The organism is Aquirufa antheringensis (assembly GCF_004307425.1).
Classification (GTDB): Bacteria; Bacteroidota; Bacteroidia; order Cytophagales; family Spirosomataceae; genus Aquirufa; species Aquirufa antheringensis.
The window spans coordinates 157,381-170,021 of record NZ_SEWZ01000004.1 but is presented as its reverse complement, the minus strand read 5'-3'; the positions used below and the strand labels follow the sequence as shown (position 1 = coordinate 170,021).

13 protein-coding genes and 4 tRNA genes are annotated in these 12,641 nt (G+C 38.5%); 7 read left to right on the top strand and 10 right to left on the bottom strand.

Annotated elements, in window-relative coordinates:
• The first annotated feature begins 32 nt into the window (after window positions 1-32).
• The 4 genes from EWU21_RS09365 to pheA all read left to right on the top strand — a co-directional run bounded on the left by EWU21_RS09365 (window position 33) and on the right by pheA (window position 1,528).
• Window positions 33-119: transfer RNA gene (locus EWU21_RS09365), tRNA-Ser, on the top strand.
• Window positions 120-130: 11 nt separating this feature from the next.
• Window positions 131-204: transfer RNA gene (locus EWU21_RS09360), tRNA-Pro, on the top strand.
• A gap of 63 nt (window positions 205-267) precedes the next feature.
• Window positions 268-341: transfer RNA gene (locus EWU21_RS09355), tRNA-Arg, on the top strand.
• A 110-nt stretch (window positions 342-451) separates the two neighbouring features.
• Window positions 452-1,528 (top strand): prephenate dehydratase, encoded by a 1,077-nt coding sequence (pheA, locus tag EWU21_RS09350; protein ID WP_130896698.1) that lies wholly within the window; start codon window positions 452-454, stop codon window positions 1,526-1,528.
• On the opposite strand, the gene EWU21_RS09345 is transcribed toward pheA, so the two are convergent.
• Genes EWU21_RS09345 through EWU21_RS09310 form a run of 8 tightly spaced genes read right to left on the bottom strand, consistent with a single transcriptional unit; the run spans window position 1,520 to window position 7,259 of the window.
• Window positions 1,520-2,440, bottom strand: a complete 921-nt coding sequence (locus EWU21_RS09345; protein WP_130896697.1) for a bifunctional riboflavin kinase/FAD synthetase — start codon at window positions 2,438-2,440, stop codon at window positions 1,520-1,522. The genes pheA and EWU21_RS09345 overlap by 9 nt on opposite strands.
• A complete protein-coding gene (truB, locus tag EWU21_RS09340) occupies window positions 2,424-3,113 on the bottom strand; it encodes a tRNA pseudouridine(55) synthase TruB (RefSeq protein WP_130896696.1) in 690 nt (229 codons plus the stop codon). Before truB ends, EWU21_RS09345 begins: the two co-directional genes overlap by 17 nt.
• On the bottom strand, window positions 3,101-3,889 hold the full coding sequence (locus EWU21_RS09335; RefSeq protein WP_130896695.1) for an undecaprenyl-diphosphate phosphatase: 789 nt from the start codon (window positions 3,887-3,889) through the stop codon (window positions 3,101-3,103). The genes truB and EWU21_RS09335 overlap by 13 nt, the downstream gene beginning before the upstream one ends.
• Window positions 3,889-4,092 (bottom strand): DUF3098 domain-containing protein, encoded by a 204-nt coding sequence (locus tag EWU21_RS09330; protein ID WP_130896694.1) that lies wholly within the window; start codon window positions 4,090-4,092, stop codon window positions 3,889-3,891. Before EWU21_RS09330 ends, EWU21_RS09335 begins: the two co-directional genes overlap by 1 nt.
• Window position 4,093: 1 nt before the next feature.
• Complete coding sequence (locus EWU21_RS09325) at window positions 4,094-4,978, bottom strand: cell division protein FtsX (protein ID WP_130896693.1); 885 nt, start codon at window positions 4,976-4,978, stop codon at window positions 4,094-4,096.
• Window positions 4,979-4,980: 2 nt separating this feature from the next.
• Entirely contained in the window at window positions 4,981-5,550 is a 570-nt protein-coding gene (locus EWU21_RS09320; protein ID WP_130896692.1) for a bifunctional nuclease family protein, read from the bottom strand.
• Window positions 5,551-5,593: 43 nt separating this feature from the next.
• Window positions 5,594-6,523 carry an electron transfer flavoprotein subunit alpha/FixB family protein gene (locus EWU21_RS11390; protein WP_236633209.1) on the bottom strand — a complete coding sequence of 310 codons (930 nt, stop codon included), beginning with the start codon at window positions 6,521-6,523 and terminating at the stop codon, window positions 5,594-5,596.
• A gap of 1 nt (window position 6,524) precedes the next feature.
• Entirely contained in the window at window positions 6,525-7,259 is a 735-nt protein-coding gene (locus EWU21_RS09310; RefSeq protein ID WP_130896691.1) for an electron transfer flavoprotein subunit beta/FixA family protein, read from the bottom strand.
• A gap of 51 nt (window positions 7,260-7,310) precedes the next feature.
• Here EWU21_RS09310 and EWU21_RS09305 point away from each other — a divergent pair, with 51 nt between their 5' ends.
• On the top strand, window positions 7,311-7,619 hold the full coding sequence (locus EWU21_RS09305; RefSeq protein ID WP_130896690.1) for a tetratricopeptide repeat protein: 309 nt from the start codon (window positions 7,311-7,313) through the stop codon (window positions 7,617-7,619).
• Here the strand turns inward: EWU21_RS09305 and EWU21_RS09300 are convergent, their stop codons facing one another.
• Entirely contained in the window at window positions 7,620-9,506 is a 1,887-nt protein-coding gene (locus tag EWU21_RS09300) for a DNA topoisomerase IV subunit B (RefSeq protein WP_130896689.1), read from the bottom strand.
• Window positions 9,507-9,734: 228 nt separating this feature from the next.
• Here EWU21_RS09300 and EWU21_RS09295 point away from each other — a divergent pair, with 228 nt between their 5' ends.
• Together EWU21_RS09295 and EWU21_RS09290 are read left to right on the top strand one after the other, a co-directional pair.
• A complete protein-coding gene (locus EWU21_RS09295) occupies window positions 9,735-10,973 on the top strand; it encodes an ABC transporter permease (RefSeq protein WP_130896688.1) in 1,239 nt (412 codons plus the stop codon).
• 71 nt (window positions 10,974-11,044) lie between these two features.
• Window positions 11,045-11,128, top strand: a tRNA-Leu gene (locus EWU21_RS09290).
• 35 nt (window positions 11,129-11,163) lie between these two features.
• Here EWU21_RS09290 and EWU21_RS09285 read toward each other — a convergent pair.
• On the bottom strand, window positions 11,164-12,639 hold the full coding sequence (locus EWU21_RS09285; RefSeq protein ID WP_130896687.1) for a xylulokinase: 1,476 nt from the start codon (window positions 12,637-12,639) through the stop codon (window positions 11,164-11,166).
• Window positions 12,640-12,641 lie beyond the last annotated feature (2 nt).

Sequence of the window (12,641 nt, the reverse complement as noted above, 5' to 3'; positions counted from 1 at the left end):
TATTTAGTACATTTGTGCTCTCTTAAATGCTAGGAGAGATGCCTGAGAGGCCGAAAGGACATGTTTGCTAAACATGCGTACTGGTAACGGTACCGAGGGTTCGAATCCCTCTCTCTCCGCAGTCAATTTTCGGGGTGTAGCGTAGCCCGGTATCGCGCTTGGTTTGGGACCAAGAGGTCGTAGGTTCGAATCCTGCCACCCCGACAAAAGTCAATTTATGAGGACGTGTTTTACACCAATTATAAATTGACTTTTTATTTTGATTAAGGTTCCGTAGCTCAGTTGGATAGAGCAACTGCCTTCTAAGCAGTAGGTCTTTGGTTCGAATCCAAACGGAATCACACAGTACATCTAGCATTAACGAAAAGGATTTATTCAAATCCTTTTTTTTATTTCCCTTCCTAAAATCTGCTAAAATTCGTAAATTGAGCTAATTAGCACAATTTTACGCATGAACATACCTGAATTAAGAAACAAAATAGATCACATTGATGATTCGATTCTTTCCCTATTGGTGCAAAGAATGGAATTTGTAGAGGAGATAGGTAAATTAAAACGAGAATCTAATTCAGTTATCTACCATCCAGATAGAGAAAAAGAAATCATTGATCGTTTAGCTAATCAATACACGGGTAAATTGAAGAAAGAGGCTATCGAGGCAATTTTTCTAGAAATTTTTGGGGTATCACGTAATTTAGAATTACCTGAAATTATTTGTTATTTAGGGCCTGAAGGTAGTTTTACGCATCAGGCAGCAGAAAACCGTTTCGGTGCGGTAGCTGATTACATCTCGTTGCCTTCCATAAAATCTGTTTTTGAATCGGTAGAAACAGGTCGTGCCAAATACGGTGTAGTTCCCATTGAGAATAATCAAGAGGGGATGGTAAAGGAAACGATGGATCTTTTGAATGAGAAGAATTTATTCGTCATATCAGAAATTATTATTCCAGTTAACTTCTGTTTAGCCTCTAAGCATAATGGAATTCAGGGCATTAAAAGAATTTATTCGAAAGACATTGCCTTCCAACAATGTAAAGGCTTCTTAAACGACTATTTCTCTGGCCAGGAGGAAGATTTCTTTGTTCAAGTTGATTCTACCTCACGCGCGGCTAAATTAGCCGTAGAAGAAGAGGATGGAGCTGCTTTGTGTTCGCACATCGCTGCTAAGATCTATTCTTTACCTATTTTGTTTGATAACATTCAAGATAACGATGCGAATCAAACGCGTTTTTTCATTATTTCCAAAGTCGAAAATTTGAAGAAAACAGATAAGGATAAGACCAGTTTGGCTGTTATGCTAAAGAATGATGATAAACCAGGTGCTTTACTTTCTCTTTTACAAGATTTTGAGACGAGAGGTATCAACTTATTGAAAATAGAATCGAGACCTCAGAAGGACACGAATGAATTTAAATTCTGGTTCTTTATTGACATTGAAGGCAATAAATTAGATCAAAAAATACAAGAATTATTAACGAAAAGAGGGGATGAAATAGTCTTCTTGGGTAGTTATATGAATTTATGCTAAATACAATTTAGCCCAAGCTAAATCAGCGGCGATTTGATTCTTTAATTCTTCAAAGGAGTCAAATCGCTTCTCAGACCTAATTTTTTCCATAAATCGAATCTCGATTCCTTGTCCATACAGGTCTCCATCGTAACCTAAAATATGTGTTTCGATGTGAATTCCTTCATCTTTATTTAACGTAGGACGATATCCCATATTAGTCAAGCCGTAGAAGCTACCTTCTTTTAGATACACTTCGCATAAATAAACTCCTAATTGTGGAATGAATTTATTATCTGCGTTTAGCGACATATTTGCGGTAGGGAAACCTATTTTACGGCCATTCTGATTCCCATGAACCACAAGGCCAGAAATAGCAAAGTAGTGCCCTAACATTGCTTTGGCCTTAATTACTTCTCCTTCTGAAAGGTACTTTTTAATTTGTGAGGAACTAACTATTACTTCATCCACTTTTGCCACATCAATGGAGATGGCCTCTAATTCAGCACAAAAATGCTCCTTGATATAAGAAATGGAACCTTCTCTGTTTTTTCCAAAATGATTGTCATAGCCTAAAATCACTTTTTGTGCTTTTAGACGATGCACTAAATGTTCTTGAATAAACATTTTTGCAGGTAATTCGACGATATAGGCATCAAATGGAATGATAATCACATAATCAATTCCCAATCCCTCCAATGCTGCAATTTTCTCCTGCATGGGCATCAATAATTCATTACGCTTGCCTGTAAAATGATCCGCGGGGTGATTTGAGAACGTAATGACACAGGTCTTAAGATTTGCCTCCTTAGCTGCAGTTAAACAGCCCTGTATCACCTTCAGGTGACCCAAATGCAAACCATCAAACATACCGATAGTCACAGCTGTTGGCGAATCAATCGAAACCGTATCAAAACTATAAAAGCACTTCATGTAATTCGCTGTTAAAAGTGGCTACCTCCTGGGCTTTATCTAAACCCCAATCACCTATTTTTGTTCGAACCAATTCACTCATATAAGCACCTGATTGACATTTTATGCCAAAATCTCGTACAATACTCCTAATATAAGTTCCCTTACTACATTCAATCTCAAAGCTAATCTCAGGAAAATGAGTTGCATCAATTTCCATTCGATACACTTCCACTTCCCTTATCTTAATCTCTAATTCATCTGCGCTTACGCCATTTCGCGCATGCGTAAATAAACGCTGCCCATTGAGTTTAATCGCAGAATAAATAGGAGGGACTTGCTGAATAGTACCTAAAAACGTTTGACGGACATCCTCTAGTAAACTGGAATCAATATGATCAATTGGATATTCACCGTCAAACTCGGTTTCTAAATCAATGGAAGGAGTGGTTTTACCCAAAACTAGTTTGCCTGTATAAGTCTTCGGAAGAGATTGGAAATAATCAATCTTCTTTGTGTATTTACCCACACACATGATTAGAATACCTGTCGCTAATGGGTCTAGCGTTCCTGCATGACCTATCTTTTTAAATCGACCCATATTCCGAATCTTCTTTACCACATCGAAAGAAGACCATTCTCTAGGCTTGTTAATCACATAAAACTTATCTTGAACTTCTATTAACTCATCCACAGGTACACACTTAATAAAAGACCAACAATAATGCGATAGTATCCAAATAATTTAAAACCATGTTTTTTTACAAATCCGACCATCCAATGAATCGTTAGGAGTGCCACGATAAAACTAATCACTGTGCCAATTCCCAAAAATTGAAAATGTTCTTTCGTAAACAACACATCAAAGTCGTGGCGATAATCCAATAATTTCTTAGCACACGCTCCTAAAATAGTAGGTATACCTAATAGAAAGGAATATTCGACAGCTGCAGAATGACTTAGACCTAAAACGCGGCCACCTACGATAGTTGCACCCGAACGGGAAACACCAGGAATCATCGCTATACATTGAAATAAGCCTATTTTGAAGGCATTTAAATAGGAGATGGTGTTAATTTCTGTTGAGTCTACTTTTGAAGGCAACCAAGCATCTATTCGGATAAGAATGAATCCTCCTACGATCCAAGACCCAGCTATAAACCAATAGCCTTGGAAAAGCGCTTCTAAGAAATCATCCAACAAAACACCTAAGATCACCGCTGGAATAAAAGAAGCAATAATCGTATAATAAATGGATAATCCAGAGGCAAATAATCGTTTGAAGTAGAGGAACGGGACAGCAGCAATAGCACCTAATTGAACGAAAACAGTAAAGAAATTAAGAAACTTAGAATTTTCAATTCCTAACAAATTTTCAGACACAATTAAATGAGCCGTAGATGACACAGGTAAGAACTCCGTTAAACCTTCTACTAAACCTAAGATGATCGTTTTAAGAATCTCTGTCATTAGCGTTTCCACTTAAAAAGGGAGAACACCGGAATAATGATCCCGACTAAAACCAGAATAGGACCAAGGGTTAGGCCCAAAAAGCCAAAGCCAAATTCCTCTTTATCTAAGGTCATCACAAAAAAACCAACCAACATAATTCCTATACCTAGTAAGAGAATTTTGATGTCTTTAGCCCCTAATGGCATATTGGATTGACTCATATTAAAATAGGTTTGTATGTTGAATTTTTAAATACTTTGAAATAGAAAAGAAGGAAGCAATTAAACTGAATAGGGTACAAAAACCTACACAGACCAGAACCAATTGAACTTGATTGTTTATTTCAAAAAATAGCGAGGAAATCTCAGGAATTGATGTAGAAAAATAATAGAATGCTCCATCCGCTAGCACGAAACCTATTAGTCCACCTAAGAAACCAACTAATAAAGCATTCAATAAATAGGGCTTTTGAATAAATCCATTCGTGCTACCTAGCAATTGCATCGTCTTTATCAAAACACGGTTTCCATGAATATGAAGTCGAATATTGTTTGCTAATTGTACATAAACAAACAATACTAAAATGACTATTAAAATCAATCCTACATAACCCACTGCCTTAATTTTACCTAATAAAGAACCGATGAATGTATTCGGGTAAGTTACTTCGTACACTTCGGGTCTTGTTTGAATTTCTGTTACAATCTTTTTAAAGGCAGCTTCGTTTTTAAATTCATCCTTAATACCTAAAATCAAACAGTTTTTAAATGGATTTTCTTCCCCTAGAAGGGTTTGGTAATCTTCTTGTGAAGATTTAAGGAATTCAGAAGCAATCTGGGCTTTGGACTTAAACTCTAATTCAGGCTTCAACTCCTTTTGTCCTAAATAGGGGCGAGTTTTGAAATAAGTAATCGTAGCAGCTAAATCAGAAGTGGATAATGAATCGCTTAAATAGACATATACCTTCATCTGAGACTTAATTTCATCTCCCCACGACTTTACGCTAACAAACAATTGAAAGAATAATGCAAGAATAAAGGCCAAACTCGCCATTGAAATCACCAAGGTTAACTGGGTAGATTGTGGACGGCTTTTAGAATATTTCATATTTATAATTTTTCAATTTCATCTCGTAATTTGGCAGCCTCTTCATAGTTTTCGTCTTGCAGGGCTTTCTGTAACAATCCATCTAATTCGGCCTTAGATCGAACAACTGGTGCCTTCGCTAACACATCAAGATCATCCTCTAATTCATCCAAAAACTCTTCCTCCGGAATGCAAATCTCATGTAACAACTTTTCAGATATTAGAATGGGAATATCTAAACGGATGGCCAAAGCAATGGAATCTGACGGCCTCGCATCAACTTGAAAGGTCTCTCCATCTTTGTATACCTCCAGATTCGCATAGAAAATACCATCTTTAAAGTCGGTAATTAAGACTTTTTGAATAGATACATTCGAATAGGAAAGGAGATTAACACACAAATCATGCGTTAAGGGACGACTGGTCTGTATTTTTTCTAAATAAACGGAAATAGATTGCGCCTCTTGACTTCCAATCACAATCGGAAAACGCAAGGACTGCGCATTATCAGACTCTAGTAAAAGAATGTAGGAGCTAGCACCTACAGAACTAGGGTTAACCGATAGAATACGCAAAGGAACAAACTCTTTCAAAGGCCTATATTAAAACACAAATGTACCAATTAGACCGCTAATTTTAATGAGATTGAAGCTTTTTTGTTAACCTGGGAAGTATATCATTCACATCACCCACGATTCCATAGTCTGCGTGTTTAAAAAACGGTGCTTCTGGGTCATTATTAATCACTACTACGATACGCGAACCATTTACTCCAGCTAAGTGCTGAATGGCACCAGAAATACCACAAGCGATATACAAATTAGGTGAAATCTTAACGCCGGTTTGTCCTACGTGCTCATGGTGAGGGCGCCAATTTAGATCAGATACGGGCTTAGAACAAGCGGTTGCAGCGCCTAAGGCTTTGGCCAAATCCTCTACAATTGTCCAATTACCTGGATCTTTTAAACCACGACCAGCACCCACCACTAATGCGGCATCTGGCAAAGGTATAGCGCCAGTAATCGGTTTTAAGGCAAGAATAGAAGCTTTGCTACCTGATGCATTCGTTAAAGTGGTAACAGAACTAATCGATTGATCTCCATACGCTGCATTACCACTAAAATCAAAATTGCGATTCAAGCTGAAATAAGACGCAGATTCCGATGTCACTGTTAACGAAGCCTTACCAGAAAAGATCGATTTACTAATAGTGAATTTTCCTGCCGAATAAGTCAATTGCTGAACGCCTGAAATCATTTCTTGAGATGAACTTGCAGCTAATAGGCTTAACAAATTATCGACTTGAATAGATTTTATACCAAATACGGTGAAACCGTCTACTATTTTCAATAATGGTTCAATGGAAGACGAATCTGCCCACAATCCCTCAGATAAAGTGATAACATCAACTGATTTTGAAGCAGGTAACGAAGCAAACTTCACTTCGCCTATAGCCACCAGTAAAATGGATTCCGGCGTGAAGGAAGATAAAAATGAAATTAATTGAATAGAAGTATCAGAAAGCTGACCTTCTTTTGTCTGAGCAATAATAGCGACCTTTTTCATCTTATAATACGTTTGTCTCCGTTCTTAATAAATCAATTAACTGTTCAGCATCTTCGGCTTTAATCATCTTGTTCTTGCGAGCTGTTTCGGCAATATCCGCTTTAACAATCTGAATTTGACCGATGGATTCCAAAGGCAATACCACTATTTCTTTTGTACGAGCCGTCATGATACCGCGCATGGATGGAATCTTCCACTCGGCAATGGGTTCTTGACAACCCAAAACAGCGGGTAGGGGACAAGAAACCTCCATTTTACCACCATCCATCTCCACTTCTAATTTTAAACCATAACCAGCAATATCTAAATGCATCACCGGGTTAAAATGGGTATACCCTAAAGCTCCCGCCACTAAACCATGGACAATACCTGAATTATAATCAATGGATTCTTTACCCATTAAAATGAGATCCATAGGGTTTTGATTAACGTAGGATACAATGGCATTCGCAATCTGAGCTGAAGTAGTAGGATTTCCATCCACGCGTACAGCTGAATCTGCACCCAGCGCTAAACATTTACGAATAAGTGCTTCAGATTCAGAACCACCTACATGCAAAACAATTACTTCAGCACCAGTACTTTCCTTTAATTCAATAGCTCTTGAAAGGGCATAATCATCGTAAGGACCTACGATAAATGTTAATCCTTGGCTACTAATTTGGGAGGTTGATGGATCTATTGTTATTTTTGAGGTAGTGTCTGGGACACAGGAGATACAGACTAGTATTTTCATGGCAGATTAAATTGTTATGCAAGCATACTAATTTGTTTTTAATTTAGCAAAATGGATCGCAAAGAATTTATTAAAAATGAGATTAATCAAGATCCAATGGATCCGTTTAACCACTATCTATTAGCGATAGAATTGTATAAAGAAAAGGCTATTGAAGCGTCTTTTGAGCGATTTGAACGAATCATTACAGATTTCCCAGACTATGTAGCGACGTACTACACCTATGCGAACGCACTTCTAACTGAAATCAAGGAAGATAGAGCAGAAGAAATAATACAATTAGGGATAAAGGAAGCAGAAAAAAAAGGAGCTACTAAAGCCTTGAAAGAACTTAAGCAACTCCTTGAATTGAATTTCTAATTACCCTAATAAAACCTCTTCCAAATCTTTTTCAACAACGAGGTTGTCAATGATGAATTTTTGACGTTCCGGTGTATTCTTACCCATGTAATAGGTCAGAAGCTGCGGAATGGTAAAATCTTTTTCTAGAATCACTGGCTCTAACTTAATATCTTCACCAATAAAGTTTCCGAATTCCTCAGGCGAAATTTCACCCAAACCCTTAAATCGTGTAATCTCAGGCTTAGGACCTAAGGCCTCGATCGCATTGCGACGTTCTTCATCAGAGTAGCAATAACGCGTTTCTTTCTTATTTCGAACTCTAAATAGGGGAGTCTCCAAAATATACAAGTGACCATTACGCACTAAATCAGGAAAGAATTGCAAAAAGAAGGTTAAAATCAACAACCGAATGTGCATGCCATCTACATCGGCATCCGTCGCAATGACAATCTTATTATAACGCAAATTATCTAAGGAATCTTCAATATCTAACGCATGTTGCAATAGATTAAACTCCTCATTTTCGTAGACAATCTTTTTTGTTAGGCCAAAGCTATTCAATGGCTTACCTCGTAAACTAAATACAGCCTGCAATTGCACATCACGTGATTTGGTGATACTCCCAGAAGCTGAATCACCCTCCGTAATAAACAAAGTAGTATCGTGACGTGTCTCTGATTTCTCGTCCGACAAGTGTACACGACAATCCCTTAATTTCTTATTATGTAAGTTCGCTTTCTTCGCACGCTCATTAGCTAATTTCTTGATACCAGCAATATCCTTACGCTCGCGTTCTGATTGTAAAATACGCTTTAGTAAAGCATCGGCAGAAGCTGGATTTTGGTGCAAATAATTATCTAATTCCGTCTTTACAAAATCTCCTACAAACGTACGAATCGAGGTAGAGTTTGAATCAGGTGAAATAGTCGTACTACCTAATTTAGTCTTCGTTTGAGATTCAAAAACGGGTTCTTGAACCCGAATCGCAATGGCACCCACGATGCTCGCACGTACATCCGATGGATCAAAGTCTTTCTTAAAAAACTCACGCACCGTTCTAACAATCGCCTCTCTAAAGGCCGCCAGGTGAGTTCCTCCTTGAGTCGTATTTTGTCCGTTTACGAAAGAGTAATATTCTTCTCCGTATTGGTTATTATGGGTTATCGCTAATTCGATATCATTACCCTTTAAATGAATAATAGGATACCGGTTTTCTTCTGCATTCGTCTTTTTAGAAAGTAAGTCGAAGAGTCCGTTTTGGGAGAAATACTTCTCTCCATTAAAATTAATGGTCAATCCCGCATTTAAATAGGCATAATTCCAAAATAAGGAATCTAAATACTGCGGAATAAAATGATAGTTTTTAAAGATCGTATTATCTGGTTCAAACTGAACGTGCGTTCCACTTTTCCCATTCGATGCTTCGATGCCAGGAGATTCAGCGGTTAATTCACCCTTACAAAACTCAGCCCACTTTGTTTGGCCATCTCGGTAAGATTGTACCTTAAAATAATTAGATAGGGCATTCGTAGCTTTTGTACCTACACCATTCAGACCTACGGACTTTTGGAAAGCACCTGAATCATACTTACCGCCCGTATTAATTTTGGAAACGCAATCGATCACTTTTCCCAAAGGAATACCCCGACCGTAATCACGCACTTCCACCTTATGATCAGAGATTTTAACGTCAATGGACTTCCCATTTCCCATCATGTGCTCATCAATCGAGTTATCCATGATCTCTTTCACAAGAACATAGATACCATCATCCACCGATGAACCATCGCCTAATTTACCGATATACATACCCGGACGAAGCCGAATGTGCTCTTTCCAATCTAGGGAACGAATACTATCGTCGTTATAAATGGGTGCGCTTTGTTGATTTTCTTCCACTGACATAATTTTACACTAAATTATCAAATAGTTCGCGATTAAGAAAGAGGGAGGATTGAATTAATTAGGTCAAAAAAAGGACTAACGGATTAAAAGCCTGTTTCATTGGTTTTTAATGCTGTGAAAAAGGGGATAACTTGCGGTAGCTTTGCAACAGTCGTCACAGCGTGACTTAGTCGCCTTCGGCTTAGTCAAAAAGTCGCCGGAAGAATCCGGCTTAGTCAAATAGAGCATATGAATGTAAAAGAAAATGTATTAGAGGGTCTGCGTTCCATCAAGGGTAACCTGTTGAGAACGGTGTTGACTGCACTCATCATATCCTTAGGGATTACCTCCCTTGTGGGAATTTTAACGGCTATTGATGGAATTCAAAGTTCTGTAGATAATTCCTTTTCTGGTTTAGGGGCTAATTCGTTTGACATTCGTAATCGTCCAGCTATGCAAGTAAGGCGAGAAGGTCAAAAAGAAAAACGATTTAAAAATATCGATTATCGTCAGGCTATCCATTACAAATCTTTATTTTCTACAAAAGGAAAAGTATCTCTAAAAACCAATGTCAATTTTAATGCCATTGCGAAATTTGCGTCCAAGAAAACAAATCCTAACACCCGTGTGCTCGGAATTGACGAAAACTTCATGGAGTTAAAAGGTTATAAAGTGGGTGCAGGGCGTAATTTTTCGCCCAATGAACAACTGAATGCCATTAACGTTTGTATTTTAGGTGTTGACGTCATTGATCAATTATATGAAAAAGAAAGTCCTATTGGATCTGAAATTATCGTTTCTGGGATAAAGCTAAAAGTGATAGGAGTATTAGAGAAAAAGGGCAATATGATGGGTGGAGGAGATGATCGAGTGGTCGTTGTTCCTTTAGAAACGGGTCGTAAAATGGCTGTGGGTCGCAATTTGACATTTGATATCACCACATCGTCTGCAAAAATTAATAACCTCGATGATTTCATGGAAGAAGCCCGTGGGGCTATGCGGAAGGTACGAATGGATCCGATAGGCATGGAGGATTCATTTAGTATTGACCGTTCAGATTCTATGGCGAAAAGTTTCGAAAGCATAACAGGTTCTTTACGCATTGGTGGATTTGTGATAGGGTTTATTACACTTTTAGGTGCTGCTATTGCCTTAATGAATATTATGATGGTTTCTGTCAGCGAAAGAACGCGTGAAATTGGTATCCGTAAATCGCTAGGAGCAACGCCAGGTCGTATTCTACAACAGTTTTTGATTGAGGCGATTGTTATATGTTTACTAGGAGGAATAGGAGGGATTATGTTCGCCATTCCAATTGGAAACCTAATTGCACAAGCTATTAGCTCTGGTTCAGCTAGTTTTATTATCCCTTGGTTATGGATGACGACCGGGATTATAATTTGCATTTTAGTTGGCTTATTTTCAGGAATTTATCCAGCTTTTAAAGCCTCTAAGATGGATCCAGTGGAAGCTTTACGTTACGAATAAAACAGAATTTGTGTTAAACACATTTGCGAAAGCAAATCATTTAGCCTAGTTTTGCATTGCAATTTTGAATTGCCCAGATGGCGGAATTGGTAGACGCGCTGGTCTCAAACACCCGTGGGTGCAAGCCCGTGCCGGTTCGACTCCGGCTCTGGGTACAAGCCTCTCAAGCGATTGAGAGGCTTTACCTTTTTTAAGCGAGTAGGTTATTCTTCCAAACACCGTAAGCATCCGCATAGGCATTCTTTAAACTTCCATCAGGATGAATCGTTTTCAAGACTTTGATATGACTCACCGCTTCATCTTCATTAGCATAATATCCTACACCCGCACCCGCACCTAAAGCCGCACCAAAAGCTCCATCTGATTCCAATAATTCTACTGAAGCACCTGAGGCATTCACAATGGCTTGTGTAAATAGCTCACTCAAATACATATTAGCTAAACCTGCCTTTAATTTCTTAGGCTTAACGCCCACGTTACCAAGCAATTCTATGCCATAGACCATGGAGAAGGCAATACCTTCTTGAGCGGCACGAATAATATCAGCTGATTGATGGCGATTGAAATCTAAATGCTGAAAACTGCCACCTAAGGTTTGATTCTGGAAAATCCGCTCTGCACCATTCCCAAAGGGCATACAAACTAAACCATTCGTACCAATTGTCGCTTTTGCACCTAACTCATTCATTTGGGAATAAGTTAAAGAAGGAAAGAAATTCTGCTTCACCCAACGGTTTAAAATACCCGTACCATTGATGCACATTAACACTCCTACACTTGTTTTAGTAGCTGTATGATTTACGTGGGCAAACGAATTAACCCGATTTTCTGTATCAAACTTTAAGTCAGCTGAAATTCCATAAACTACCCCTGAGGTACCAGCCGTAGTGGCGATGTCACCCGGATGTAAAACACCTAAGGAATAGGCATTATTAGGCTGGTCACCAGCTTTATAGGTTACCTTCACGTGAGATCCTAAACCTAATTCAGCAGCTACATTAGCAGTTATCGTGCCGTGATCCGAAAACAAAGGATGAACTGGCGGAAAAATGGATTCAGGGAAGCCATAATAAGCCATTAAGTCTTTAGCAGTGTGCGATTCTTTAAAATCCCACAATATACCTTCTGAGAGGGCTGAAGCTGTTGTGGTAAAATTGGATGTAAAACGACCTGCAATGAAATCACCTGGCAATAATACCTGTGCGATTTGTTCAAAAACGGCAGGTTGATTCTCCTTTACCCAGGCTAATTTAGCGGCGGTGAAATTACCAGGAGAATTCAGGTAATGACTTTGGCAAAATGACTCTCCTAAGTCTTTATAAGCTTTTTCTCCAAAAGGAGTGGCACGGGAATCACACCAAATAATAGATGGGCGTAACACCTGAGCTTCTTTATCTACGACGACCAAACCATGCATTTGATACGATATACCAATGGCTCCGATGTTTTTAGGGTCATACAAACCTGTAGAATTCGCTTTTAAAATAGCTTGTTTAACACAATACCACCAATGTTCTGGGTCCTGTTCAGCAAAACCTGGTTGAGGGGAAGAAATCTCATTTTCAACCTCTGGATAAGAAGTAGAATAAACTAATTGTTGGTTTGCTGCATCAACAATACTAACTTTAATGGAAGAAGTTCCCACATCAATTCCGCACAGAATCATTT

Coding starts and splice junctions, on each gene's coding strand:
- EWU21_RS09330 (WP_130896694.1), bottom strand. CDS start 4,092: ATGAGTCAATCCAATATGCCATTAGGGGCTAAAGACATCAAAATTCTC.
- EWU21_RS09295 (WP_130896688.1), top strand. CDS start 9,735: ATGAATGTAAAAGAAAATGTATTAGAGGGTCTGCGTTCCATCAAGGGT.
- EWU21_RS11390 (WP_236633209.1), bottom strand. CDS start 6,523: ATGAAAAAGGTCGCTATTATTGCTCAGACAAAAGAAGGTCAGCTTTCT.
- EWU21_RS09310 (WP_130896691.1), bottom strand. CDS start 7,259: ATGAAAATACTAGTCTGTATCTCCTGTGTCCCAGACACTACCTCAAAA.
- EWU21_RS09345 (WP_130896697.1), bottom strand. CDS start 2,440: ATGAAGTGCTTTTATAGTTTTGATACGGTTTCGATTGATTCGCCAACA.
- pheA (WP_130896698.1), top strand. CDS start 452: ATGAACATACCTGAATTAAGAAACAAAATAGATCACATTGATGATTCG.
- EWU21_RS09335 (WP_130896695.1), bottom strand. CDS start 3,889: ATGACAGAGATTCTTAAAACGATCATCTTAGGTTTAGTAGAAGGTTTA.
- EWU21_RS09325 (WP_130896693.1), bottom strand. CDS start 4,978: ATGAAATATTCTAAAAGCCGTCCACAATCTACCCAGTTAACCTTGGTG.
- EWU21_RS09305 (WP_130896690.1), top strand. CDS start 7,311: ATGGATCGCAAAGAATTTATTAAAAATGAGATTAATCAAGATCCAATG.
- EWU21_RS09285 (WP_130896687.1), bottom strand. CDS start 12,639: ATGATTCTGTGCGGAATTGATGTGGGAACTTCTTCCATTAAAGTTAGT.
- EWU21_RS09300 (WP_130896689.1), bottom strand. CDS start 9,506: ATGTCAGTGGAAGAAAATCAACAAAGCGCACCCATTTATAACGACGAT.